This window comes from Microvirga sp. M2, assembly GCF_047497095.1.
Lineage (GTDB): Bacteria > Pseudomonadota > Alphaproteobacteria > Rhizobiales > Beijerinckiaceae > Microvirga.
This window is the reverse complement of the sequence record NZ_CP134063.1, coordinates 3,379,327-3,405,717: the sequence shown is the minus strand read 5'-3', so window position 1 is coordinate 3,405,717 and position 26,391 is coordinate 3,379,327. Positions and strand designations below refer to the sequence as shown.

Sequence of the window (26,391 nt, the reverse complement as noted above, 5' to 3'; positions counted from 1 at the left end):
TCACCGTCCGATCAATGATACGGATCGGCCGCGTCGCGCAGGCCGTCGCCCATGAAGTTGAAGGCGAGCACCACCACGATGACCGGGACCATGGGAAAGAGCAGCCATGGATGAAGCTGCACGGCGGCGAGGTTCTGGGCCTCGTTGAGCAGGACGCCCCAGCTCGTCACCGGCGGACGAAGGCCCAGCCCCAGGAAGGAGAGGGCGGTCTCGCCGAGGATCATGGAGGGGATCGAGAGCGTCGCCGAGGCGATCAGATGGCTCATGAAGTTCGGGATGAGGTGGCGCGCGATGACGCGCTTCTTGGAGGCGCCCATCAACTCGGCGGCCTTCACGAAATCCTCCTCGCGCAAAGCCAGGAGCTTGGACCGGACGGCGCGGGCCAGGCCCGGCCAGTCGAGGAGGCCCAGGATGATCGTGATGCCGAAGAAGACGAGTATCGGGCTCCAGTTCGGCGGAAGCGCCGCCGACAGCGCGAGCCAGAGGGGCAGCTCCGGCAAGGAGCGCAGAATCTCGATCATGCGCTGGATCACGTGATCCACCCAGCCGCCGAGATAGCCGGCCAGCCCGCCGAAGAACAGGCCCAGCGCAAAGGAGACCGCGATGCCGATGATGCCGATGGTGAGCGAGATGCGCGCGCCGTAGACGATGCGCGAGAAGAGGTCGCGCCCCAGCCGGTCCGTGCCGAGGACGAACATCGTGCCGTTCTCGGGCGGACAGACGAGATGGAAATCCATGTTCCAGACGCCCCAGAATTCGTAAGCATCGCCCCGGCAGAAGAATCGGATCGGCTGCGGCTGGGATCGGTCGACGGTGTAGACCCTGCGGAACGTCTCCAGATCGAAGGTGAATTTGTAGGGGTACACGTAGGGGCCGATGAAGCGGCCCTCGTGAATGAGATGGATCGGCTGCGGCGGCGCGTAGAGGAAGTCGCCGTGGCGCTTCGTCTGGTTGTAGGGGGCGATGATCTCGACGAAGGGCACGACGAGATAGAAGGCGAGCAGCACGAAGGCCGCCGCGACCGCCACCTTGTGGCGCCGGAATTTCCACCACATGAGCTGCCACGAGGAGGCGCGGTAGAAGCTCTCGTTTTCCGTGCCGATGGGTTCCGTGGCGCCCGGATCGAAGGGCGTGGGATCCACATAGTGCCGTGCGCGCGCGGAGACCGTGTTCATCGCCCGCCTCCCATGCGGATCCGGGGATCGATCCAGGCCAGCAGGAGATCGGAGATCAGCATGCCCACGACGGTGAGCACCGCGACGAACATGAGGATGAAGCCGGCGAGGAACTGATCCTGGTTCTTCAACGCGCTCAGGAGAATGGGTCCCACGGTCGGAAGGCTCAGCACCAGCGAGACCAGCACCGACCCCGACACCAGATGCGGCAGCAGGTTGCCGATATCGGCGACGAAGGGGTTGAGCGACATGCGGAAGGGATATTTCAGGAGGGCCTTGGTGGGCCCCAGGCCCTTGGCCTTCGCGGTCACGTAATACTGCTTTCCCAACTCGTCGAGCAGGTTCGCGCGCATGCGCCGGATCATCGAGGCGGTGCCCGCGAGCCCGATGACGATGGTCGGGACGACGAGATGCGCGAGAAGGGACTGGATCTTGGGCCAGTCCCAGGGCTCGCCGGCGAACCTCGCGTCGTAGAGGCCGCCGATGGAGATGCCGAGCCAGCGGTTCAGGTAGTAGAGAAGGATGAGGGCGAGCAGGAAGCTCGGGGTCGCAAGCCCGATATAGCCGACGAAGGTCGCCAGATAATCGCCCACGGAATATTGCCGCGTCGCGGAATAGATCGCGATGGGGATCGAGACCAGGTGGATGAAGATGACCGCCGCGAGGTTCACGAGCAACGTCAGCCAAAGGGCGTCGCCGACGACCTCCACGACGGGCTTGTCATATTCGAAGGACCAGCCCCAGTCGCCCTGAAGCAGGCCCGAGAAACCATTCGGCCCCGGCATCGCGCCGATCCAGATCAGGTACTGCTCCCAGGCCGGCCGGTCGAGGGCATATTGCTTGATCAGGAACTCGGCCTTGGCGATCGAGGCGTTGTCGTTCTGCGCGCGCAGCTCGAAAATCAGGTTGGAGAGATAGTCCCCGGGCGGCAGCTTGATGATGAAAAACACGAGGGCCGAGATGATGAAGAGCGTGACCGCCATGGTGACGACGCGGCGCAGCAGGAAACGGATCATCGGCGCGCCTCTTTGCCCGCGGCCTTGTTCCAATAGATCTCGTCGACCCGGTAGATGCCGAGCATGGCCGTGGGTTCCCAGCTGTAGAGCGCTTTTTCGGGAAGGCCCCGCAATCCGTTTCTGACCACGATCGGCTGCAGGGCGCCGGACACCGTGCCGATCACCCATTGGTTCTCCGCGTGATTGCGGAGCATCTCCTCCCAGATCCGGGTCTGCTCGGCTTTGTCGGCCGTCCCCATCCAGGCCTCGTAGAGTTCCGCGAGGCGCTTCGCCTCGGGCACATCGATGGCCTCGCCGTTCATGCCCTTGGTCTCGATGTACTGGCCCCATTTGGGCCAGGCGTAGTTGTCCTGGCGCTTGGGGGCGAAATCCGTCGGGGGCATGATCGCGGTGGGCAAGGCGTTGTCGAGGCCGGGGGCCGCGACCATCATGGTCAATCCGGCGAAGGCGCGGTTGCGCAGGACCGTGCGGTCCTGCGGCTTCACGAACAGCCTGACGCCGATCTCGCGCCAGAACTCGCCGATCAGCGTCAGTCCGTCCACCACGAGGCTGCTATCGCCGTCGGTCTCGACGATGATCTCGAGCTCGCGCCCGTCCGGCAGCAGGCGGAAGCCCGCGCCGTTGCGCTCCGTCAGGCCGACCTCGTCGAGGAGACGCGAGGCCTGGGCGGGGTCGTATTCGGCGTACAGCGTGCGCAGCTCGGGCGAATAGAGTGGGCTTTCCGGCACCACCGTGTTGTTGCCCTCCGTTCCGAGCCCGAAGAGCAGGGCGTTGTTCAAAGTATTGCGGTCGATGCCCAGCGACAGGGCGCGGCGGAAACGGACATCGCGGTTGAGCCGGCGCCAGACCGGGTCGACCGCGTTGAGGTTGGGGTAGAGCGCCAGCTCCGTGCCGCGCGCATAGGGCCAGAGCAGCGTTCTGTAGCCCTGCATCTTCTCGCCCTCCTTGAGCACCGGGATGTCGCTCATGGTAAGGCCGCGGAACAGGAGATCCGTTTCCCCCGCATTGGCCTTGGCGGCGAAGAGCCCGCCGGCGGAGACGTCCATGAGGACGCGGTCGAGATAGGGAAGCTGATGCCCTTTCCTGTCGACGCGGTGATAATAGGGATTGCGCTCGAACACGAAGCGGTTGGCGGGCGCGGCGTTCGTCACGCGCCAGGGCATGAGGGTCGGCAGGTCCGGGTTGGTCTGCTCCTTCATGTCGTCCATGCGGTTGTGAAGGGCGGCCCAGGATTTCAGCTTCTGCTGCCTGGCCTTCTCGTCCAGGGACGCCTCGTCCGCGTATTTCGCGTGGAACTGCTTGAGGTACTTCGATGCCCGGTAGATCCCGGGATCGATGGGCCCCGCGAGCTGCGGCAGGAAGCGCGGGTTGGGCGTGTCCCAAGTGTAGCGGATCCTGCGTTCGTCGAGCACCTCGACGCGCGGCGGCTTTCCGTCCACCAGCATGAATTCGGGAGGGCCAGCGGGAGAAAGGTCCTTGTTGAGGGCGACATCCTCCCAGTAATACCGGAAGTCCTCCGTCGTGAAGGGCGTTCCGTCGGACCAGCGATGGCCCTCGCGCAGGGTGAAGGTGAAGACCATGTCGTCCTGGTTGTCGAACGACTCGAGCAGATCGGGCTGAAGCTCCAGATGCCTGTCGTAGCCGACGAGGCGAGTATAGGCGTAGGTCGAGATGTAGCGGATGTCGCGGGCCCGCGGCACGAGCGTCACGATCTCGCCGCCGGGCTCGCCCGTCGCATCGACGACGAGCGGCGTCGAAGGAAGGCGCTCCGCGACCGGCGGCAGCGTCCTGTCTTGGTTCTTGAAATAGGGCGTCTCCTGCAGCTCCAGCGCCCGGGCGGGCATCGCGAAGAAGGTGCAGGCCAAGATGGGAGAGAGGGCGAGAGAGAGGGCGAGGGGCGCCGTTCGCAGCCAGGTCATCATCACGCGACCTCCAGTGCCGGGGCGCGTCCCAGGCGGATCCGATGGCCGGGTTCGATCTCTTCCATCGTGCCGAATTCGCCGTCCGGGATACGGAAGGGCTCGGGCCATTCCGCGGGATTCGAGAAGCGGTCGGCCCGAAGCTTTCCGAAATCGAGCGGGCGATCGAGGTCCGGATCCGGCACGGCCGCAAGGAGCGCCTGCGTATAGGGATGAGCGGGGTTGCGGAAGAGCGAGGATTTCGGGGCCTCTTCGACGATGTAGCCCCGGCACATCACCGCGATGGTGTCGGCGATGTAATCCACCACGGCGAGGTTGTGCGACACGAACAGATAGGAGAGTCCGAGCGCCGCCTGGAGATCCTTCAGAAGGTTCAGGACCTGGGCCTGCACGGAGACGTCGAGGGCCGAGACCGGCTCGTCGCACAAAAGGACGCGCGGTTCGAGCGCCAGCGCCCGGGCGATGCCGAGGCGCTGGCGCTGGCCGCCCGAGAAGGAATGCGGGTAGCGGCGCAGCGAGCGCCGGTCGAGACCCACCATGTCGAGCAGCTGCTTCACGCGCTGATAGCGCTCGTCGGAGGTGCCGATGTCGTGAATGCGCAGAGGTTCGGTGAGAAGCTCGTAGACCGTCATCCGCGGATTGAGGGACGAGAACGGATCCTGGAAGATGAACTGCACGGAGCGCCGATAGGTCGTCAGATCCTCGCCTTCGAGGCGGTGAACGTCCTTCGGGCCGGTGCCGTCGTCGAACAGGACCCGGCCGGCATCCGGCTCGAGCCCGCGCATGATCATCTTGGACACCGTGGTCTTGCCGCAGCCGGATTCCCCGACGAGCCCCAGCGTCCGCCCGACCGGCAATGCGAGATCGACTCCGTTCACCGCGTGGATGGTGCGCGGCTGGCCGAAGAAGCTGCCGGACCGGAGCGTGAAGCACTTCGTCAATCCCTCGGCCTGGAGGATCGGCCCTTTGGGCTGCGGTCTCTCGGGAGCGTGCACCCGCGCCAGGGCGGAGCTTTTCACCTCGCGGATGGGGGTCAGGCGCTCGTTCTCCGCCATGGCGAAGCGCGGGACGGCGCGCATGAGCGCCTGGAGATAGGGGTGCTGGGGATTGCGGAAGATATCCTCGCGCGAGCCCGCCTCCATGACCCGGCCGCGATACATGACCACGACCTCGTCGGCGATGTTGGCCACCACGCCGAGATCGTGGGTGATCAGCAGGACCGACATGCCGGTTTCGGCCTGGAGCTCCTTGATGAGGTCGAGGATCTGGGCCTGCGTCGTCACATCGAGCGCGGTGGTGGGCTCGTCCGCGATCAGGAGGGACGGGCGCGTGATCAGCGCCATGGCGATCATGGCGCGCTGGCGAAGGCCGCCCGACAATTCGAAGGGATAGGTGCGGAGCGCCCGCTTCGGATCGGGAAAGCCGACCCGGGCCAGCACCTCCGTTGTGCGCTGCAGCGCCTTCGCCTTGCTCACGCGGGCGTGGATCAGGAGCGCTTCCGAGATCTGATCGCCGATCGTGTGCAGCGGCGAGAGCGACGTCATCGGCTCCTGGAAGATCATGGCGATGCGCCCGCCGCGCAGCTGGTGCATGGCGTCGCTCTCGGGTTGGAGGGACGCGATATCCGCAGGCGCCTCCAAGGTCGGGTCGTTGAAGAGGATGGATCCGCCGGAGATGTGCGCCTTCTTCGGCAGGATCTGAAGAATGGATTGGGCCGTCACCGATTTGCCGGAGCCGGATTCACCCACGAGCGCCACCGTCCGGCCCTTCGGAATGTCGAAGGACAGGCCGTCCACCGCCCGGAAATCCCCGGTATCGGTATGAAAGTCGACCGTCAGCTGACGGATCGACAGGAGCGGCGCATCCATGAGCTCCTCCGGTTGGCAATGATCATAACGCATCAGGCCAAGGCTGCGATCCTGTTTGTTGCCGAAAACGCTTCGTCGGGGCGCAGAAGAGGGATCTGCCGGATGGCGAGATGCATGATCAGCGCCTCGCAGAACGCCCAGACGGCCTCGTCGTGAACCAGATGATGCGTCAGGAATCCGATGGGCTCGTCCCGGTCCGCCTCGCCACTGGCTCTCCGCTCGATGGCGGCGGCGATCCCCGCCACGATCCGCTCCCGATCGGCCAAGCTCCGGGTCCCGTGCCAGTCGATCGGATCGACATGCGTGTTGACCTGGGTCAGTCCTTCGGCAGGTGAAGCCGCCTTGCGCTCGCCGAAGGACGAAAGCGCCGTGAAGCCCGAACGGGGCAAGTGCCGCGCCAGCTCGGGCGAGATCCGGTTCCACGGCGGGACGAAGACCGGAAGGACCTTGCGGCCGAGCTTCTCCCGGGCAGCGTGCAGGGCCTGCTCCGCTTCCTTTTCCATCGCGTCGAGGGGGCGGTGACGGCCGAATTCCGCCTTCTTCTCACCGGCGGGGGCATGGTTGGTGTGAGACCAGCCATGCACGAGGGCGAAGACGCGCCTCTCGTTCCGGAGGCGTTCGCCGAGGGAGGGTTTGAGACCGGCGGGAATGGCGGCGAGCGCGAGGCCGGCCTGGGCGCGGCCGCTCAGGGCGAGGAGGCGGTCGAGCCCGGGCGTCTCGGCCACCGCGTCGTCGTCGCGCCACCAGAACCGGATCCGGCAGCCGCGATCCCTCGCCCGGTCGAGCGCCTCGTCCACGGGCGACCAGTCGATGCGGCGGTGAAGGGCGGGGCGGGCGAGCACCAGGCTTTCCGCAATGGCGACGCTCTCTCGCGCACCGTCGAGGGCGATAGGCGGGGCCGGATGGAGGCGGCGCGCCAGGCCCTGCCGCACGGCATCGGCGAGGCGGCGGGGGGAGAGCTCCGCCTCCGGCACGATCTCGGCGAGCCCAAGGGCCTTCAGCCGTTCCGCCCGCAGGCGCTGCTCGGTCTCGTTCCCGGTCTCGAAGGGGACGAGGACCGCTTTGACCTTGCTGCGCAGAAGATCGACGACCGTGTTGTAGCCGGCCTGGCTGACCGACACTTCCGCCCGGGCCAGAAGCGCCCGGAAATCGGATCTCGCGCGCTCCACCGTCGCATGGGCCGGAGCCTGGTCGCGAAGCGCCAGGAAATCGGCCTCGCCGACACCGCGCCCGACCAGGATGCGCCAGGGTTCGTCGGTGATCTCCTGCGCGGCCGCGAGGGCCGCGCGATAGAGCGGAAGGCTCGCTGCGCTCGATCCGCCCGAAACGAGGATGCCCCGGCTTTCGCTCCTGTCGAGCGGCTCCGGATTCTCGTCCACGTAGCCGGTATAGCGGATGAGCGGGCGGATCCTCTCGTCGACGGGCCATGTGGCGTCCAGGGGCACGATGCGGGGATCACCGTGGACGAGCACGGCGTCGTAGCCTTCGAGGATGCGCGCATGGGTCTCCTCGATACGGCCGGGCTTCGAGGGCGAGGCGAGGATGTCGCGGATCGAGCAGAGGACGAGCGGACGCGGGGAGTGGCTCCGCACATCCTTGAGGAGCGTCATGAACTCCTCCGCCAGCACGCGGCGGCCGAAGGGAAAGAGTTCGGTGACGAGGATGTCCGGGCGGAGCGTCCGTAATGTCTCGAGAAGCAGGATGCGCCGCTCCGCCAGCCGGAAGTGATGGACGGAGGCGCCCTCCTCGTCGAGCAGGGTCCCGAAGTCCGTGCCCAGAATGCGGACGGGCGGCAGCTGCACGAAGGTGACGCCGTCGAGGCCCGCCGGTTCAACGGGGCCGCCGCCGGACACCAGGGTGGTGGCATGGCCCGCCTCGGCGAAGGCGCGCGCGAGCGCGGCGGCGCGCGTGAGGTGGCCCGCTCCCAGGAGGTGGGTGACGACGATCAGGACGCGCAAGGTCGTGCCCCTCCCGATTTCGAAAGGGACGAGAGCGCCGCCTGCAGGCGCAGGGCGGCGCCGTCGAGGTTGCGTTCCTCGCTCACGAAGCGCTGCGCGTTGGCGCCGAGCGTCCGGAGCCGTTCCGGGTGTTCAAGCAAGTCTTTCATGGCCGCTGAGAATGCAGCCGGATCCCCCGGCGCAGTCAAGACTCCCGTCTCCCCATTCTTCACGACGCTGGCGACCCCGCCGAAATCGCCCGCCGCGACCGCGCAGCCGAAGAACTGCGCTTCCAGGAACACCATGCCGTAGGCCTCGTTCACCGCGGGCCAGACGAACAGATCGGCGTTTCGGTAGAGCGCGGCGAGATCGCTCCGGTCCTCGATCTGTCCATGGAAGCGAACGCGTCGTGAAAGCGGCGCGAACAGCCGCTCGATCTCCGGGCGCGCCTCTCCGTCGCCCACGATGGCGAGGCGCCAGGGGAGATGCGCCATGCGCGAAAGCGCATCCGCGAGAATCCGATAGGATGCGAGCTTGTCGCCGTCACGCATCATGGCGACGGCGAGAAGCTGCGGCTCGGCGGAGCCTCTCATGGCGGAGGCTTTCGGCCATTCTCCGCTATCCATGAAGGGCGGCAGGTCGACCAGCGTCTGGTGCGCCGGGCGTGCGCGCTCCAGCGCGACCCGGTCCTTGGCCGTCATCACGCAGATCGCGTCGGCCCGGTCGAGCGCTTCCTCCGCCCCCGCATGCCCCAAGGCCCAGGGACCCTGCGCACGCTTGGCGGCGCGCGAGCCTTCGGCGATCACGTAAGGGATGCTCAGAGCCTCGCTGACCTGCGGGCCGATCCAGTCGGGAGCCTTGTAGTACACGTGATAGGTGAACCACAGGCAGGGCCGGCGATCCTCGGGAAGGGCCCGGTAATGGGCGATGAGGCGGGAGGCCTCGGCCATGGATTGCCGCTTCAGATCCTCCTGAACCCGTCCGTCACCCGCCTTGTCGAGCGTGCGCAATCCGCTCGCGAGCTGCGGCGTGAAGCCTGCCTGACCGAGAGCCCGCATCATGAGCCGTGCCATGGTGCGGTCGCCCGAGGGCAGGGGATGGTCCGGGCTTTTCAGGGGGGCATAGAACGCGACGGGCCGACGGGCGCTCACACGGGCTCCGGCTGTTTCGACGGGTTGCCGACGAGGGTGCGCAAGCGGGCTTCCAGCACGTCGATGCCGCCTTCCGTCGAGAAGTCCCGACGAAGGCGCTGATAGGCCGCCTCGCCCAGCATCCTGCGCTTCGCGGGCTCCCGCGCGAGAAGGTTGAGCGCGTTCGACAGGGCCTCCCAGTCGCCGGGAGCCACGAGCGCGCCCTCGGCGCCGTCGCGGATGAATTCCGGAATGCCGGCAAAGTCGGTCGCCACGATGGCGAGCTTCTGGCTCGCCGCCTCCATGATCACGTTCGGCAGCCCGTCGCGGTCGCCGGAGGCCGCTTTCTTGGACGGCAGCACGAAGAGATCCGCCTCGCGCAGCAGCGCGACGATGTCGGGCTGGGCCTTCGCGCCCAGGAAGGCGACCTTGTCGGCGATGCCCGCCTGCTGGGCCTGCGCCTTGAGGCTGTTCAGCAGGTCGCCCCCGCCCACATGGGCGAAGCGCCAGTGCAGATCGCCCGGCAGGGCGGCCAGCGCCTGGATGAGGTCGCCGTAGCCCTTCTTGGCCACCGCCCGCCCGACGGAAACGATCCTCACGGGATCCTGGGGATCGGCGCCGTCGCGCGCCGGGCGGCTTTCGGGGGGAGCCGGAAAGCGGGAAAGGTCGAGGCCGTGATAGACGAGCGAGACGCGGCCCGGGGCCGATAGGGCCTGCAGGTTTCCGGCGCCATGCGCCGTGCAGGTGACGCCCCAGACGGCTTCCTGCATTTTCTCGCGCTTTTCCCAGTCGGGCGTCGTCCAGATGTCCTTCGCATGGGCCGAGAAGGTCCAGGTGCGGCCGGTCAGCAGCGCCGCATAGCGCACCACGGAGGCCGGCGTGTGGAGATAGTGAACGTGGAGATGGCCGACATTCGCGGGCAGTTCCCGCGCCATGACGAAGGCTTGTCCCAGGCGACGCACGCGGTTCATCGTGAAATCCCGCTTCAAATCGCGCCGGAAGGCCTTGAGCAGCGGGCGAAAACCCCGTTGTCGGATGCTCCAGAACGCGCCCTTGAGAACGCGCAAAGGCTCCTCGTAGAGATATTCCGGAAGATAGGTCACCCGCGCCCTGATCTTCCTGTTCATGGGATGCACGGCCCGCTCCGTCGGGTGGCGGAGGGACCAGATCTCGAGATCGAGACCCCGGCCTTCGAGGGCCAGGATTTCTTGCGCGATGAAGGTCTCGGACAGGCGCGGATAGCCCTTCACGACGATGGCGATCCGCCGGGATTCAGGTGAGGGAGGCATCGGAATGGTTTACCCGGCCGCCTGACGATAGGCGGGCTCAAACTGAGGTGTCGGTTCGAGGAGAGCCTTAAGCCGCTCCTGCACCCGGTCAAGCCCGTCGAGGAGGCCGGGAATGGTCACTTCGGACGGACGCGGCTGCGAGGCGAGGTTGCGCAGGGCCGTGGCCATCCGCTCGGGCGTGCGCGGCTCCTTGTAATCGCTCAGCATCCGCACGAGACCGAGGCGCTCGGCCTCGACGGCGCGGATATATTGCTCGAGGCGCGGACGGGTGCGCGGCACGATGAGGGTGCGCTTGTCGAAGGACAGCGCCTCGCAGAACGTATTGTAGCCGCCCATGGCCACGATGGCGTCGGCCTTCTTCATGAGCCGTTCGATCTTGTTGTCGAAGGACATGACGTCGAGCTTCGGCTGCCGGGCGATGCGCTCCACGAAGGCGCGGCGCTTGTCGCGGTCGATGAACGGGCCGAACAGGATCAGGGCGCGCTGCTCCAGGGCGGGGTCGGCTTCGTAGGCCGAGATCACCCAGTCGATGAGGTCGTCTCCGTCTCCGCCGCCGCCGGTGGTCACGAGGATGAAGGGCTGCTTGGTGATCTTCGGATACCGCGTCAGCGAGGGGGTAGGGGGCACCTCGCGGCGCAGATAGCCAGTATAGGTGACGCGCTCGCTCACCTCCTCCGGCAGGTCGAGGGCCTTGAGCGGCCGGTAGACGTCCTTCAGGCCATAGACCCAGATCTCGTCGTAGTAGCGGATGAGGGCCGCCTTCGCTCCCTTTCGCTCCCATTCGGGGACGAGAAGGCTCGGTTCGTCCATCACGTCGCGGATGCCGAGCACGAGGCGGCAGCCCGCCGCCTGAAGATAGTCGAGGGCGGGCAGGACCTCTCCGCGAAATCCCGTGGGTTCCTTGTCGACGATGAACACGTCGGGCCGGAAGGCCTTCGCGGTCTGAAGGATGAGCGCCTGACGCAGGCCGACCGCCTCGTCAAGGTTCACGTTGAGGTTGAGGCTGCGGTAATCGCCGTCCGGCAGCTTCGTGACGCCCGGGATGCGGATGTAGTCGACGCCGCTGCCGAACTCGAAATTGCCGATGACCGGCGAGCCCGAGATGATCACCACCGATGCGTCGGGCCGGTCGGCCACGATGGCGTTGGCGATCGCCCGCGACCGGCGCAGATGGCCGAGACCGAAGGTGTCGTGGCTGTAGATGAGGACCCGTGGACCTCGGGCCGGGAGGCCCCGGGGGAGGCGTGAATCGGGCTCCTTGCTTAAACTGGTCACCAAATCCGCCATCCGGACGCCTCTTGGCAGGAAGGCGCATCGGTTGACGACGCATCTTCCGTCTCTACCTCTTCTCAAGCCCCCACCGATCACATAAGGCAGGATCGGAGATCGGGAAGAGGTTCTCTTCAGCTTTGAAGGTTATAACTCTACGGCAATGGAAAAGAGCCTCTTTCGGTATATCTGGACTCATTCCAAGCGCGACCAGCTGTTCATATGCTTTGTCGTGCTGCTGTCTCAACCATTTTATTTTATCTCCCTCGACCTGCCTCGCCAGATCGTGAACGAGGCCATTCAGGGCGACGCGTTCAAGGACGGCAACATTACGGCGCCCTTCCTGCGGCTGCATATCGACTGGCCGCGATGGCTCGGCGGCGGATCCCTTCAGCTGTTCGAGGGATTTCAGGTCGGCCGCGTCGGACTCCTGATCGGTCTCTCGTGCCTGTTCCTGTTCTTCGTCATCATCAACAACGGCTTCAAATACTGGATCAATCTCGCCAAGGGCGTTCTCGGAGAGCGCATGCTCCGGCGCATGCGATTCGACCTCTTCGCGATGGTCCTGCGTTTCACGCCGGAGGCGTTGCGCACCGTCAAATCGTCCGAGACGGCGACGATCATCAAGGACGAGGTCGAGCCCATCGGCGGGTTCATCGGGGATGCGTTCATCACGCCGGTCCTGCTCGGCCTGCAGGCCCTGACGGCCTTGTTCTTCATCATGGTGCAGAACGTGTGGCTCGGCCTCATGGCGCTGGCCGTGATCGCGGTGCAGTTCACCATCATTCCGCGCCTGCGGCGGGAACTGCTGCACCTCGGCAAGCAGCGCCAGCTGGCATCCCGAGAGCTCGCGGGACGAATCGGCGAGGTGCTCGACGGCATCGAGGTCGTGCACGTTCACAACGCCTATGCCTGGGAGCGGACGGAGATCGGCAGCCGCCTCTTCAGCCTCTTCGCCATCCGCCTGAAGATCTACAACAGGAAATTCGCGGTCAAATTCCTCAACAATTTCCTGTCGCAGGTCACGCCCTTCCTGTTCTACGCGGTGGGCGGCTATTTCGCGCTGCGCGGTACGCTCGACATCGGTCAGCTCGTGGCCGTGATCAGCGCCTATCGCGAGCTGCCGCCTCCGTTGAAGGAGCTGATCGATTGGGATCAGCAGCGCCTCGACGTGCAGGTGAAGTACGACCAGGTCACCCAGCATTTCGCGGAAGAGCGGCTGGGGCCGATGATCGATGCCGAGGAGGCCGCCGAGGACGAGCCGCTCGTCGGCCCGCTCGTGGCCGAGGGTCTCAGTCTGGCCGGGTCTCACGGCGACCTGGTGATCGACAACGCCTCCTTCTCGCTGGAGCTGCCGGCCACGGTGGCGCTGATTTCCAACGGCAGCCCCGCCGCGAGCATGTTGGCCCGCATCCTGGCCCGGCGCATCCCCGGCTATTCGGGGCGCATCCGTATCGCCGACCGGGATCTCGCGCATCTTCCCGTATCGGTCGCCGGGCGCCGGATCGCCTATGCGGGCGTCGATCCCATCATCTTTCCCGGCAGCATTCGCGACAACCTCGTCTATGGATTGCGCATCAAGCCCATGGACCGCGAGGCCGAGCGACGCGATGTGACGCGCCGCATCGCCGAGGCCGCGCGGACGGGCAATCCCTTCGAGAGCATCGCCGACCGCTGGGTCGACTACGAGCGCCTCGGCCTGAAGGACGAGCACGATCTCGACCGGGTCCTGGTCGGGCTGCTGAACCAGGTCGGGATGGGTGAATCCATCTATCTGTTCGGACTCGTCGGGCAGATCGATCCGGAGCGGCATGCCGCCCTTGCGGAGCGTCTGGTCGAGGCCCGGAACAGGCTCCGGGAGAACTTCCGGTCGAACGGCATGGCGGATCTCGTGGAGCCCTTCGACATCGACCGCTACAACGATCAGGCCACGATCGCCGAGAACCTGCTCTTCGGCGTTCCCGTCTCCGAGGAGTTCGTGGGCCGCAATCTCGCGGACAATCCGCGGTTCCGCAGCGCCATCGACCGGGCGGGGCTCACGGACAAGCTCACCGAGATGGGGCTGCAGATCGCGGAGACGATGACCGAGATCTTCCAGGGATTGCCGCCGGGACATTCCCTCTTCGCGCAATTCTCCTTCATCGGCGCGGACGAGCTGCCGGAATTCCAGGCCACCCTGCGCCGCCTGGCGAGGGGCGGCTCCGGGCTGCGGCAGGAGGAGCGGACACGGCTTCTGGCCCTGCCGCTCGCCTATATCGAGGCCAGGCACCGTCTCGGCCTGCTCGACGACGAGCTGCGGCGGCGGATCGTCGAGGCCCGCAGCTTCGTGCGCGACACGCTCGAGAAAGACGACGCGACCGGGGTGGAGTTCTACGATCCCGAGGGGATCTGCATGGCGGCTCCCCTCCGGGACAATCTTCTCTTCGGCCGGGTCAATTATCAGGTGGCCGATGCCCGCCACCGGGTCGCGGAGGCCATCGCGGCCGTCGTGCGGGAACTCGACCTCCTGGAGGACGTGGAGCGTATCGGGCTCGATCACGAGGTCGGCGCCGCGGGCCGCCTCCTGTCGCCGCAGGAGCGCGCCAGCATCAACCTGGTGCGCTGCCTGGTGAAGCGTCCCGATATTCTCGTCATCGACGGAGCCCTGGCGCCCTTCGACGAGGAGCGCGCCGAGAGGATCCTCCGGGCGCTTCTCGCGTATCTCGAGCAACAAAGCCTGTTCATGGTGCTGTCCAATGATCGACAGGCCGGGGCTTTCGATGTTCAGATGCGCTTTCAAGACGACACGATTGTCACGGAAAAAACGGCGGATTCGCAGGGACGGGCGCAGAGGCCCGAGGTGGAGAGCGCCCGCAATGTTGCAGGAGAGGTGGCATGACCCTTGAGACCGAGGTTCAGTCCCTGAGGCAGGTCCCGATGTTCCGGGATGTCGATCCGGCCCGTCTGAAGCTGCTCGCCTTCACGAGCGAACGGGTGCAGTTCGCCGCCGGGCAGCGATTCTTCTCGCAGGGCGATCCGTCCGATGCCGCCTATGTGCTTCTCGACGGGCGGGCCGGCGTGCTCCTCAATACGCCCCGAGGGGAAATCCAGGTGGCGGAGCTCGCCGGCAACGCCCTCGTGGGCGAGATGGGAATCCTGTCCGATACGCCCCGCTCGGCCACGATCATGGCGGCCGAGCCGACCACGGCTCTGCGCATCGACAAGCGCGTCTTTCTGGAACTGCTGGCCCAGTTTCCGCAGATGTCCCTGGCGGTGATGCGGGAGCTGGCGCAGCGTCTCGAGCGCACCAATGCGCAGCTCGTAGCCCAATCTTCCTCGTGAAAGCTCGCTTTTAGGGTTACTTTCCCGGGGAAAAGACACCCTCAAATTGAGTAAGATCGCGGTCTTACGGCCAAGCTGACCGATTCTCGACACAACTACCCGTCAACTCTTGTCCCAGAATGACACAAGGGGTGGTTCGGCATTCAAGCCGAACCCTGCGGGAACAAGTGTGATGCCGAGTAATGCAAGAACGCTGCTGTGCGCCGTGCCGCAACCTGTTGCGGATCCGCGCCAAGGCGGCCGAGGCCGCCAGATGGTTCGCGTGGCCCTTGCTTTGGGCCTGATGGTCGGGTTCCAGGGGCTGACGGCGGGACCCGCCGCCGTCGCCACCCTGCCGACCGCCATGATGGGGGACAACCATTCGGCTCACGCCAAGACCGTGAGGCTGGCCGATCCCGTCCTGGCATCGGTCGCCTACACGCCGGAACTCCTCAAGCAGCCCGGCCTCTTCGGGGAAATCCTCAACGGAGCGTTCTCGCTCGCCAAGAAGCGCCCGCCGAAGCCCGCGCCCGAGGAGGCGCTCGCCGAAACGGCCAATCCGGACGAGATCATCCCCTTCAACGGGCGCAACATCCCGCGCTGGCTGGTTCACTCGATTCTCAAGGCGGCGCATGTGACGGGCGTGGACCCGGTCTACATGATGACGCTCGCGGACGTGGAATCGAGCCTCTCGCCCGAGGCCAAGGCGCCGACCTCGTCCGCCGAAGGGCTGTTCCAGTTCATCGACCGCACGTGGCTCGAGGTGGTCGCCATGCATGCGGCCGATTACGGCTTTACCGCCGCAGCCGCAGCCGTCCGAATCGTCGACGGGGAACCGGAGGTGAGCGGCAAGGACCGGGGGTGGATCATGGACCTTCGGACCGATCCGTATTTCTCGGCCCTGATGGCGGGCGAGCTGATCAAGGACGTGGAGCGTGCGCTCATCGCCCAAGGCGAGCGCGAGATCGCCGAGGCGGAGCTCTATCTGGCGCATTTCCTGGGCGCGCAGAGCGCCGTGCGCTTCCTGGAAGTGCTGGACCAGGACCCGAACATGAAGGCGTCCAAGCTCTTCCCGAAGGCCGCGAAGGCCAATGCCGGCCTCTTCATGGAAGGCAAGGGCCGCAATCGCCGCCCGGTCTCGGTGGCCGAGCTCTACAACAAGATCGATTCGAAGATCGTGCGCCGCCTGGATCGCTATGAAGGCATCGGCCCGTATCTGGCCGAAATCACCCGTCCGGCCGCCGAGATCACGGAAACCAGCGCCCTCACGCGCTGATCAGAACGCCTTGAACGTGATGATCGTGTGCGTGTCGGCGATCTCGGGGATGGATTGCACGTTTTCTGCGATGAAGTGGCCGATATCGACGCCGTCATCCACGTGGAACTTGGCGAGGATGTCGTAATTCCCGGCCGTGGAGTAGATCTCCGAGGCGATTTCCCGGTCGGCGAGGGCGTTGGCGACCGCGTAGGTCTTCCCGAGCTTGCATTTGATCTCGACGAAGAAAGTCTGCATGGGGCGCTCCGAAAGGCGTCGGTTTCAACAAAGGCGAGATGATGGGAGACGTATGCCACGGGATGCGGTCCGCGTGAACATCCCGCTTGCTCGAAATCTCACGGCCGTCCGATGCTCACGTAGGTGAAGCCGTTCCGGCGCATCTCGTCGGGACGGTAGACGTTGCGCAGGTCCACCACCACGGGTTCGGCGAGAAGCGCCTTCAGGCGCTTGAGGTCGAGCGCCCGGAACATGTCCCATTCGGTGACGATCACGAGGGCGTCCGCGCCGCGGGCGCAGTCATAGGCGTCCCGGGCGTATTCCACGTCGGCGAGCATCGCGCTCGCCGCCTGCATGCCCTCCGGATCATAGGCCCGCACCTGGGCGCCGGCATCCTGCAGGGCCGTGATGACGTCGATGGAGGGGGCCTCGCGCATGTCGTCGGTGTTGGGCTTGAAGGTCAGGCCCAGCATCGCGATCGTCTTGCCCCGCACCGAGCCGCCGCAGGCCGCGATCACCTTGCGCCCCATCGCGCGCTTGCGCTGGCTGTTGACGGCCGCCACGGTCTCCACGAGACGCGTGGGCGCCTCGAAATCCTGCGCGGTCTTGATCAGGGCCAGCGTGTCCTTGGGGAAGCACGAGCCGCCATAGCCCGGCCCGGCATGGAGGAACTTGGAGCCGATGCGGTTGTCGAGGCCGATGCCGCGGGCGACGTCCTGGACGTTCGCGCCCACGTGCTCGCACAGATCCGCGATCTCGTTGATGAAGGTGATCTTGGTGGCCAGAAACGCGTTGGCCGCGTACTTGGTCAGTTCCGCCGTGCGGCGGGACATCGCCAGGATGGGCGACTGGTTGAGGTAGAGCGGACGATAGACCTCGTTCATCAGCGCTTGCGCCCGCGAGTCGTCCGTGCCGATGACGATGCGGTCGGGACGCTTGAAATCGGCGATGGCCGCGCCCTCGCGCAGGAATTCCGGGTTGGAGACGACGGCGAATTCCGCATCGGGGCGGGTTTCCCGGATGATCCGTTCCACCTCGTCGCCGGTGCCCACGGGCACGGTCGATTTGGTGACCACCACGGTGTAGCCGTCCATGGCTCCCGCGATGTCGCGGGCGGCCTGATAGACATAAGAGAGGTCCGCATGGCCGTCGCCGCGGCGGGACGGGGTCCCGACCGCGATGAACACGGCCTCGGCGCTTTTGACCGCTTCGGGCAGGGTGGTGGTGAAGGTCAGGCGGCCTTCGCGCGCATTCTTGGCGACAAGCTCGGCGAGGCCCGGCTCGAAGATGGGAATCTCGCAGCGATTGAGGGCCTCGATCTTGCCCGGGTCCTTGTCGACGCAACACACCTCGTGTCCGAAATCGGCGAAGCACGCCCCGGACACCAGGCCGACATAGCCCGACCCGATCATCGCAATGCGCATCAGGATCTCTCCTCTGTCATGAGTCCGAGGGTTTAAGGCGCTAAAGACTTGGCCGCAAGCCGAAGCTGGAAAGGGGCGGGAGCCTTTCTGTCACAAAACTCCCTTTGACATCCGCTCAAACCGCGCCCAAAAGACCGCCGTTTCGTAAACGGGGCATTCATGGACAACCCTTTCCTTGTCGAGGTTACCCGCGGGCCACTCGTCGAATCGCGCCATCGGGGCAGCGTTTCCGTGGTCGATGCGGATGGCTCGACCGTTCTCTCGATCGGCGATGTCGACCGGCGCGTTTTCCCGCGCTCGGCGGTCAAGGCCCTTCAGGCGCTGCCGCTCCTCGAGAGCGGGGCGGCGGACACCTACGGCCTGACCGACGAAGAGATCGCGCTCGCCTGCGCGTCCCATTCGGGCGAGCCTGAGCATGTGCGCGTGGCGCAATCCATGCTGGCCAAGGCCGGTCGCGACGTGGGCTGCCTCGAATGCGGCGTCCATTGGCCCATGGGCGAGGCTGCCAACCGCGCCCTGGCGGCGCAGGGCGGCACTCCGAACGCCCTCCACAACAACTGCTCGGGCAAGCATGCGGGATTCATCTGCCTGGCCTGCGGGCTCGGGGAGGACCCGAAGGGCTATGTGAGCCCGAACCACCCGGTGCAGCGCATGGTGCGCGAGGCCCTGGAGGATGCCACGGGCGCCTGCCACACCATGGAAAACAGCGGCATCGACGGCTGCTCGATCCCGAGCTATGCGATCCCGCTGCCGTCGCTGGCGTTCGGATTTGCCAAGTTCGGCAGCGGCGCGGGCCTGTCCGCGGACGGGAAGGCGGCCGCCGCGCGCATCCGCAAGGCCGTGGCCGCGCACCCCTTCATGGTGGCCGGCACGGGGCGCTTCGACACCCGGCTGATGGAGCTTCTCAAGGAGCGCGCCTTCGTGAAGGTGGGCGCGGAGGGCGTCTACTGCGCCGCGCTCCCCGAACTCGGCTACGGGATCGCCCTCAAGGCCGACGACGGGAATGCGCGCGCCGCCGAGGCCATCATGGCGGGGCTCATTCTCCGCTTCCTGCCCCTTGACGACGAGATGCGCGCGGCCGTCGGAAAAATGGCCCAGCCGGTCCTCAAGAACTGGAACGGCATCGAGGTCGGCGGGCTCCGCCTGACTCCGATGGTGCAGGGATAAGCCACTTCCGGGCCTGGCCGTCTCCGTCTGACGTCCCTCCTGTCATCCCGAGCGGGCATAGCGAGAGCCCGGGATTCACAACCGCTACGGCATCGGACCCACATCCGATGCCGTCAGTCTACGGCCATGAGCATCTTTTCACGCAAAACCGGTGCCCACTTTTCACGTCCGATGCTCTCCTTGCTTGAGCATCTTTTCACGCAAAACCGGTGCCCACTTTTGCGTCCGATGCTCTAAAGCCCCAAAAGCTTCACGATCTCGCTTGCGCCCGCATCGGGGGACAAGGTGCCCTCGCCGATGGCCCTCTCGATATCCGGAACGCGCTGTTTCAGCGCCGGATCCTGCGTGAGGCGCTCGTGCAGGCGTTCATGGACCAGGGCCCACATCCACTTCGTGTCCTGGCCGCGCCTCCTGGCGGCGAGTTCGCCGGTGGCCTCGAGGCGCCTGCGGTGGTCGAGCACCTTGGCCCAGATCTCGTCGAGGCCCTGGCCGGTCAGCCCCGATATCGTCAGGACGGGAGGCGTCCAGGCGGAGGAGGCCGGGGCCAGGATGTGAAGGGCGGCCTTGTATTCGGCGGCGGCCGCTTTGGCCTTGACCCCCGCGTCGTCGGCCTTGTTGACGGCGATCAGGTCCGCAAGCTCCAGAATGCCCTTCTTGATTCCCTGCAGCTCGTCGCCCGCGCCGGGTAGCATGAGAACGAGGAAGAAATCCGTCAGGTCCGCCACGGCGGTTTCCGACTGGCCCACGCCCACCGTCTCCACCAGGATCACGTCGAATCCGGCGGCCTCGCACAGCAGCATCGTCTCCCGGGTCTTGGCCGCGACGCCGCCGAGCGTCCCGGAGGACGGGGAGGGACGGATGAAGGCGTTCGGATCGACCGCGAGCCGCGCCATCCGGGTCTTGTCCCCCAGGATCGCACCGCCCGTGCGGGTCGAGCTGGGGTCGACGGCCAGCACCGCGACCTTGTGGCCTTTCTCCGTCAGCATGCTGCCGAGGCTGTCGATGGTCGTGGACTTGCCGACCCCGGGAACGCCCGTGATGCCGATGCGGACGGCCTTGCCGGTGCGGGGCATCAGCTCCTGGAGCAGGGCGCGCGCGGCCTCCCGGTGGTCGGGACGGCGCGATTCCATGAGCGTGATGGCGCGCGCCAGCGCGGCGCGGTCGCCCTGCGCCACGGCGTCGGCCGTCACATCGGTCTTTCGGTGAGTACCCCCGGTCATGGGATAAGGCTTAGCGCATCGTGCGAAAAAGTGGACCCGGTTTTTCGCAGGAACGATGCGCTCATTCCAAGAAGGGAGCATCGTGCGAAAAAGTGGACCCGGTTTTTCGCAGGAACGATGCGCTCATTCCAAGAAGGGAGCATTTTTCGGCGAAGGGGATCCGGTTCGCCGTTGAAAATGCGGCCGCCCAAAGAAAAGAGCCGGTTGCGCCCCAGGGGAAACGGTTCAGGCGGATTCACGGGCTGCTGTCACCACGTGATCGGATCCATCCCGATCCGTCCCCAGGCGGGGATCTTGAGGGCGGGGCGGCGGATGTCGATTCCGGCGACGAGCCCCATGAAATCGATCTCGACGCCCTCGACCCAGCCGAGCGCCAGGCCCGCATAGCCGACGAGCGAGATCTGGATGCCGGTGCGGCTCGGCGTGAGGCCGACGATGTCCTGGAGCGGTCTCCAGTCCTTGCCGAGCGCCGTCGGCGGCAGGGCGGCGTCGAGTTCAGGCACGTTGCGCAGCACATGGGCCACGAAGGTGTTCGAGTTGGGGCCCGGCCAGGCGCTGTAGGCCCCGAAGGAGGCGTAAGGATAGCTCGCGACGGCCTTGCGGATCTGCGGAATCAGGCGCTCGGCGGCGTCTCCCTCGATGAGGGCGACCGGATGCGGCGCATTGCCGAACCAGCGCCCGTCCGGCGCCCAGCCGTTCGTGCGCACGGGACTGCCCCAGCCGACCTTGTCGTAGCGGGTATACTGGCTGGCGCCCGCCTCCTTCACCACGATCCAGGTGTGGTGGGCGAAGATCCCGCGCCAGCGACCCACCCGCGCCGCATAGACCGCGACGATCGCCTGCGGCGCCGCGGAAGGCTGCGGCAGCAGCTTCGCGCTCGACCAGTCGGCGGCCCGCCAGTTCGGCGCGACATCTTCACGCATGGCCCACCACAGAGCGTGGGCGCCGAGCGGCAGGAGGAAAAGGCCGACAAAGAGGAGGAGGAGGCGGGCGAGGGCTCTCATGACGTCACAGTAGCGATGGGAGACGAGCTCCTTCAAGGCACCGAACGTTCCGCGGCGTTCACCAATGGTTTACCCTGGATGGTGCGGAATGGGGGCATCGACCGGCTCTGCCTTGCGTATGCCATGATCGGCGGCAACACAGCAGTGCCCCTCCTCTCGGTTTGATTTTCCGGCCTCATGCAGCTCTCCCTGACCCGCCTCGCCATCGTCTGCCTTGCCGCCGTGACGCTCTCCGGGTGCATCGGCGACGACAATGTCCTGACGAGCCCCCTGACCTCGCCGCGTCCGGGCCTGGAGAAGGACCCGACGCTTCTGGTCGCCACCACGCGCCTGCCGGTAGGCGATCCGCCGAAGAAGCCCTGGTTCAGCAGTGACCGCGCTCCCGACCTCATTTACGCGCAGGCGCGCCTGAGCCCGCCGTCGGGATCCTTCATCGGCAGTTCGGGATGGGCCATCACGAAGGTCGATTCGGTCGAGCGCTCCAATGCGGCGCAAGCCTTCGCGCAGGCCGCCTTCGGGCGCGACCTGCTGCTCTACATCCACGGCTATCGCGAGAGCTTCGAGACGGCGGCCGCCTCCACGATCGACCTGTCGGAAGGCATCAAGTTCCCGGGGGCCACGGGGCTCTTCACCTGGCCTTCCGCCGCTTCGACCTTCAGCTACGTGGCCGACCGCGAGAGCGCCATGTGGTCGCGCGACGCCCTGGAGGACGTCCTGGCGGCCATCGCCAAGACGCCGAGCGGCGGGCGCATTCACATCGTGGCGCACAGCATGGGCACGCTGCTGACCCTGGAGGCGCTGCGCATGCTGCGCGCGGATGGCGGCGGGAGCGTCATGGAGCGCATCGGCGCCATCGTGCTGGCCGCACCCGATATCGATATCGACCTGTTCGCGCGCGGACTCGAGCGGCTGGGGCCGGATGCGAAGAAGATCACCGTGATCAGCTCCACCAACGATCGCGCGCTCGCGGTGTCGAGCCGCCTCGCCGGCGGCATCATCCGCGCGGGCGCGGCCGACCGCGATCGCCTCGAAGCCCTGGGCGTGCGCGTGGCCGATGCCTCGGAATTCGGCAGCGGCATCATCAATCACGATCTCTTTCTGTCGAACCAGGAGGTCCAGCAGGTGATCAAGCGGGCGATCGAGCGGGCGCGGTAGAACGTCGTTCGACGACGTTTCTGGCTCTCGACGGCCCCTTGCGCCTTGGAGGCGAGGTTCGTCACGAGCTTGTTGAACGAGTTCAGCAACTGAGGATCCCTGAACTCGACGGAGGTTCCCGACATCGTCCACCGACCCTGGTAGGTCGTCATCGAGCATGTGACCGGACCCGACCTGTTTCTCAATCTCGATGCGCTCAAGCACAATGAGGTCGAGCGCGCCAGGAGACGCCTCTCGGAGGCGCCGGCGGCGCTGGAACGATCGCGGCCGGCGGCGAAGGCGGGTTGAGGCGCCTTCCTCCGCGGCCCGCTTCCCGATCAGGCGACGATCACGAACTCCGCCGCGGTCATCTTCAGGTTCTTGCCGATCGTCGCGAACTTGATGGCGGAGACCGATCCGATGCCGTCGGGATCGTAATAGAGAGCGCCTGTGCCGGAATCGTAGATGATATGGTCATTCCCGTCATGCGCCTTCTTCCCCTTGAAGAACTCGCCGCTTTTCAAGGTTCCGCTCTTGGTCGCGATCTTGCTGAAATATGTCCGCGACAACTGGATGGTGTCGTTCGCCACGGTGTAATCGAGGATCTTGTCGCAGTTGGTCCTGCTGTTCGGCGTCGATTTGAAGAGGAAGACGTCGTTTCCACCGAGGCCCTTCAAGGTGTCGTTGCCGCGACCGCCGTTGATCACGTTGGCGGCGCCGTTGCCGACGATGAGATCGTTGCTGCTTCCGCCGATGGCGTTCTCGATGACGGCCCCCTTGGCGATGGTGAAACCGCCATAGACGTTGATCTGCCGCGAGAAATAGCCGCCGGCATTGGGGTCTCCGGCCTTCAGGGATGCTTCGTTCAGGTTGATGCTGACCGGGACCGTCGATTTCGCCCCCGAGATCGTATCGATCCCGCCCGCATCCCAGATCGTCGTCCAGCCGGTGCCCTGGACGTTGACGGTCGGCAGCGAGTAGACATTGTTGCCGGTCGCGGTCTCCATGTTGCGGCCGTAGATCTCCTGGAGGGCCGCCGTGTCGATCGCGCTCGGGGTCTTGAGGAAGCCGTAGTTGCCGAAGAAGGAGTGATCGGTGGGCAGGTTGTTGACGCTCATCAGCGTGTAGGGCGATCTGTCGAACGCCCCCGGCAGCCCTTCCTGGTGGGCCCAGTTCAGGCCGACGGCTTGCGCGGCGAGGCCGAGGATTGTCTGGAAGCCCACGCCGCCCGGTGTGTAATTCTGGAAACCGTCGTGGAGGTTCACGAGGTATCCCCAGGATTGCTGGACGCCCGTGATGGGCTCCACCGGCGCTTCATGGACGAACTGGCCGCTGATGTTGTGGTCCACGAACTGGCCGCCCAAGACCCTCCACCAGACCGCATCGGCCCCTTCGAAGGCATTCGTGAACTGGAATTTCACCCCGCAGAACGCCTCGAGCGTGTGGGCCGCCTGCATCAGGGACTGCTCGTCGCCCGTCGTCCAGGGCTGCGTATCGGTTCCGTTCCTCGCGATCGCATCCCAATCCATGATCTCGCGGCCTTTGACGTCGACCGCCCTGAACCAGCTCCCGTCGCCGTTGGCGCCGTTGGCCGTCCCGATCTTGATCCTGACCGGCCCCGAGGACATGTCCCAGACGCTGCCGGCGGCCAGGACACCGTCGATGAAGGCATTGCCGGTCTTCGTGATCTGCTTGATTCTGCTCATGATGCGCTCTTTTGACGATACGTGATAACATACGTATCGCATCCTGCAAGTTCCGCTGTGCGGGAGCACACATGGCGAAGGGGCCGGTCCGGCGGACGACGATCGGGGATGAGCGGGGCTATTCCGCGGCGTGTTTGGGGCCGTATCCGAGGCGGCGGTTGAGGTCGTCGATGAGGCCGGCGGCGGCGTCCGCGATGACCGTGCCGGGCGGGAAGATCGCCGCGGCGCCGGCCTCGGTGAGCGCCGCAAAATCCTGCGGCGGGATCACGCCGCCGACCACGATCATGATGTCCTCGCGCCCGAACTTCGCCAGTTCGCGCTTCAGCTCCGGCACCAGGGTCAGGTGCCCGGCCGCGAGCGACGACACCCCGACGATGTGCACGTCGTTCTCGACCGCCTGGCGCGCGGCTTCCGCCGGGGTGGCGAACAGCGGCCCGATATCGACGTCGAAGCCGAGATCGGCGAACGCCGAGGCGATCACCTTCTGGCCGCGGTCGTGCCCGTCCTGGCCCATCTTGGCGACCAGAATGCGCGGCCGGCGGCCGTCGTCGCGCTCGAACGCCTCGACCAGCCGGCGCACCGTCTCGACGGCGGGCGACGCCAGGCCGACCTCGCGCTTGTACACGCCTGCAATCGCCCGGATCTCGGCCCGGTGGCGGCCCCAGACCTTTTCCAGCGCGGCCGAGATCTCGCCCACCGTCGCCTTGGCGCGCGCGGCCTGCACGGCCAGAGCGAGCAGGTTGCCGGTGCCGGCCGCGCCCGCCGACAAGGCCGCGAGGGCCGCGTCCACATCGGCCTGGCGGCGCTCGGCGCGCAGCCGCTCGAGCTGGGCGATCTGGCTCGCCCGCACGGCCGCGTTGTCGACCTTCAGGATCTCGATCGCGGCTTCGTCGTGCGGGCGATAGGCGTTGACCCCGATGATCTTCTGCTGCCGGAATCGAATCGATGCGCGCCTGGGTGCGCGCGGCGGCCTCCTCGATCTTGAGCTTGGGGATGCCGGCCTCGATCGCCTTGGCCATGCCGCCGAGCGCCTCGACCTCCTGGATATGGCGCCAGGCCGTCCCGGCGAGCTCGTGCGTCAGGCGCTCGACGTAATACGAGCCGCCCCACGGGTCGATGATCCGGGTGGTGCCGCTCTCCTGGGCCAGGAACAGCTGGGTGTTGCGGGCGATCCGGGCCGAGAAGTCGGTCGGCAAGGCGAGCGCCTCGTCGAGCGCGTTGGTGTGCAGCGACTGGGTGTGGCCTTGGGTCGCCGCCATCGCCTCGAGGCAGGTCCGGGTGACGTTGTTGAACACGTCCTGGGCGGTCAGCGACCAGCCCGAGGTCTGGCTGTGCGTGCGCAAGGCAAGCGACTTCTCGCTCGTGGGCGCAAAGCCCGCGACGAGCTTGGCCCAGAGCAGGCGCGCGGCGCGCAGCTTGGCGACCTCCATGAAGAAGTTCATGCCGATCGCCCAGAAGAACGACAGCCGCGGCGCGAACTGGTCGATGGCCAGCCCGGCCGCGAGCCCGGCGCGGATGTACTCGACGCCGTCGGCGAGCGTGTAGGCGAGCTCGAGGTCCTGGGTCGCGCCGGCCTCCTGCATGTGGTAGCCGGAGATCGAGATCGAGTTGAACTTGGGCATGTGGGCCGCGGTATAGGCGAAGATGTCCGCGATGATGCGCATCGACCCGTGCGGCGGGTAGATGTAGGTGTTGCGCACCATGAACTCTTTGAGGATGTCGTTCTGGATCGTGCCGGAGAGCTTGGCGGCCGGCACGCCCTGTTCTTCGGCCGCCACGATGAAGAGCGCCAGGATCGGCAGCACGGCGCCGTTCATGGTCATCGACACGCTCATCCGGTCGAGCGGGATGCCGGCGAACAGGGTGCGCATGTCGTAGAGCGAGTCGATCGCGACGCCGGCCATGCCGACATCGCCGGCGACGCGGGGATGGTCGGAATCGTAGCCGCGATGGGTGGCGAGGTCGAAGGCGACCGAGAGGCCCTTCTGGCCGGCCGCGAGGTTGCGGCGGTAGAAGGCGTTGGAGGCCTCGGCGGTGGAGAAGCCGGCATACTGGCGCACGGTCCAGGGCTGGGTGACGTACATGGTCGGGTAGGGCCCGCGCAGATACGGCGCGAGCCCCGGAAAGGTGTCGAGACAGTCGAGCCCGGCCCGGTCGGCGGGGCCGTACGAGCCCTTCACGGCGATGCCCTCCGGCGTCAGCCACGGCTCGGGCTCGCCGGCGGGCGGCAGGACGCTCGAGACTTCGGGGGCGCCCGCCCAGCCAAGCTGCGAAAAATCCGGTATGCGTGTCATGGCCCTGAAGCGAATGCCCTCATCGAACGGCAGAAAGGGTGGTGTTC

Annotated in this window: 18 protein-coding genes and 1 pseudogene; 5 read left to right on the top strand and 14 right to left on the bottom strand. The window is 66.4% G+C overall.

Going from position 1 to position 26,391, the window contains the following annotated elements:
* Positions 1-11: 11 nt before the first annotated feature.
* The 8 genes from RE429_RS16175 to RE429_RS16140 are packed head-to-tail and all read right to left on the bottom strand — an operon-like array spanning position 12 to position 11,621.
* On the bottom strand, positions 12-1,175 hold the full coding sequence (locus RE429_RS16175) for an ABC transporter permease (RefSeq protein WP_414471743.1): 1,164 nt from the start codon (positions 1,173-1,175) through the stop codon (positions 12-14).
* Positions 1,172-2,191, bottom strand: coding sequence for an ABC transporter permease (locus RE429_RS16170; RefSeq protein ID WP_414471742.1), 1,020 nt, complete (start codon positions 2,189-2,191; stop codon positions 1,172-1,174). Before RE429_RS16170 ends, RE429_RS16175 begins: the two co-directional genes overlap by 4 nt.
* Entirely contained in the window at positions 2,188-4,113 is a 1,926-nt protein-coding gene (locus tag RE429_RS16165; RefSeq protein WP_414471741.1) for an ABC transporter substrate-binding protein, read from the bottom strand. Before RE429_RS16165 ends, RE429_RS16170 begins: the two co-directional genes overlap by 4 nt.
* Positions 4,113-5,978, bottom strand: a complete 1,866-nt coding sequence (locus RE429_RS16160; protein ID WP_414471740.1) for an ABC transporter ATP-binding protein — start codon at positions 5,976-5,978, stop codon at positions 4,113-4,115. Before RE429_RS16160 ends, RE429_RS16165 begins: the two co-directional genes overlap by 1 nt.
* A gap of 32 nt (positions 5,979-6,010) precedes the next feature.
* Positions 6,011-7,936, bottom strand: coding sequence for a glycosyltransferase (locus RE429_RS16155; protein WP_414471739.1), 1,926 nt, complete (start codon positions 7,934-7,936; stop codon positions 6,011-6,013).
* Complete coding sequence (locus RE429_RS16150; RefSeq protein ID WP_414471738.1) at positions 7,924-9,066, bottom strand: glycosyltransferase family 4 protein; 1,143 nt, start codon at positions 9,064-9,066, stop codon at positions 7,924-7,926. The genes RE429_RS16155 and RE429_RS16150 overlap by 13 nt, the downstream gene beginning before the upstream one ends.
* A complete protein-coding gene (locus tag RE429_RS16145) occupies positions 9,063-10,334 on the bottom strand; it encodes a glycosyltransferase family 4 protein (protein WP_414471737.1) in 1,272 nt (423 codons plus the stop codon). Before RE429_RS16145 ends, RE429_RS16150 begins: the two co-directional genes overlap by 4 nt.
* Positions 10,335-10,343: 9 nt before the next feature.
* Complete coding sequence (locus RE429_RS16140) at positions 10,344-11,621, bottom strand: glycosyltransferase family protein (protein WP_414471736.1); 1,278 nt, start codon at positions 11,619-11,621, stop codon at positions 10,344-10,346.
* Positions 11,622-11,835: 214 nt separating this feature from the next.
* Between RE429_RS16140 and RE429_RS16135 the strand changes: the two genes are divergently transcribed.
* The 3 genes from RE429_RS16135 (at position 11,836) to RE429_RS16125 (ending at position 16,179) form a co-directional block, all read left to right on the top strand.
* Positions 11,836-14,481 (top strand): ABC transporter transmembrane domain-containing protein, encoded by a 2,646-nt coding sequence (locus RE429_RS16135; protein WP_414471735.1) that lies wholly within the window; start codon positions 11,836-11,838, stop codon positions 14,479-14,481.
* The gene (locus tag RE429_RS16130) at positions 14,478-14,924 is read left to right on the top strand and encodes a Crp/Fnr family transcriptional regulator (RefSeq protein WP_370438386.1); all 447 of its coding nucleotides are present in this window, start codon (positions 14,478-14,480) and stop codon (positions 14,922-14,924) included. Before RE429_RS16135 ends, RE429_RS16130 begins: the two co-directional genes overlap by 4 nt.
* 253 nt (positions 14,925-15,177) lie before the next feature.
* On the top strand, positions 15,178-16,179 hold the full coding sequence (locus RE429_RS16125; protein ID WP_414471734.1) for a transglycosylase SLT domain-containing protein: 1,002 nt from the start codon (positions 15,178-15,180) through the stop codon (positions 16,177-16,179).
* On the opposite strand, the gene RE429_RS16120 is transcribed toward RE429_RS16125, so the two are convergent.
* Together RE429_RS16120 and RE429_RS16115 are read right to left on the bottom strand one after the other, a co-directional pair.
* On the bottom strand, positions 16,180-16,416 hold the full coding sequence (locus RE429_RS16120) for an Lrp/AsnC ligand binding domain-containing protein (RefSeq protein ID WP_047189580.1): 237 nt from the start codon (positions 16,414-16,416) through the stop codon (positions 16,180-16,182).
* A 98-nt stretch (positions 16,417-16,514) separates the two neighbouring features.
* Positions 16,515-17,819, bottom strand: coding sequence for a UDP-glucose dehydrogenase family protein (locus RE429_RS16115; RefSeq protein WP_414471733.1), 1,305 nt, complete (start codon positions 17,817-17,819; stop codon positions 16,515-16,517).
* 159 nt (positions 17,820-17,978) lie between these two features.
* On the opposite strand from RE429_RS16115, the gene RE429_RS16110 reads away from it, so the two are divergent.
* Positions 17,979-18,986 carry an asparaginase gene (locus RE429_RS16110; RefSeq protein WP_414471732.1) on the top strand — a complete coding sequence of 336 codons (1,008 nt, stop codon included), beginning with the start codon at positions 17,979-17,981 and terminating at the stop codon, positions 18,984-18,986.
* 233 nt (positions 18,987-19,219) lie between these two features.
* On the opposite strand, the gene meaB is transcribed toward RE429_RS16110, so the two are convergent.
* Together meaB and RE429_RS16100 are read right to left on the bottom strand one after the other, a co-directional pair.
* Entirely contained in the window at positions 19,220-20,206 is a 987-nt protein-coding gene (meaB, locus tag RE429_RS16105; protein ID WP_414471731.1) for a methylmalonyl Co-A mutase-associated GTPase MeaB, read from the bottom strand.
* Positions 20,207-20,454: 248 nt separating this feature from the next.
* A complete protein-coding gene (locus RE429_RS16100) occupies positions 20,455-21,210 on the bottom strand; it encodes a DUF3750 domain-containing protein (protein WP_414471730.1) in 756 nt (251 codons plus the stop codon).
* Between the two features lie 177 nt (positions 21,211-21,387).
* On the opposite strand from RE429_RS16100, the gene RE429_RS16095 reads away from it, so the two are divergent.
* Positions 21,388-22,365, top strand: coding sequence for an alpha/beta hydrolase (locus RE429_RS16095; protein WP_414471729.1), 978 nt, complete (start codon positions 21,388-21,390; stop codon positions 22,363-22,365).
* A gap of 317 nt (positions 22,366-22,682) precedes the next feature.
* Here the strand turns inward: RE429_RS16095 and RE429_RS16090 are convergent, their stop codons facing one another.
* Both RE429_RS16090 and scpA read right to left on the bottom strand, forming a co-directional pair.
* Positions 22,683-24,050 (bottom strand): M10 family metallopeptidase C-terminal domain-containing protein, encoded by a 1,368-nt coding sequence (locus tag RE429_RS16090; protein WP_414471728.1) that lies wholly within the window; start codon positions 24,048-24,050, stop codon positions 22,683-22,685.
* A gap of 118 nt (positions 24,051-24,168) precedes the next feature.
* Positions 24,169-26,344: pseudogene (gene scpA / locus RE429_RS16085) on the bottom strand (methylmalonyl-CoA mutase).
* Positions 26,345-26,391 lie beyond the last annotated feature (47 nt).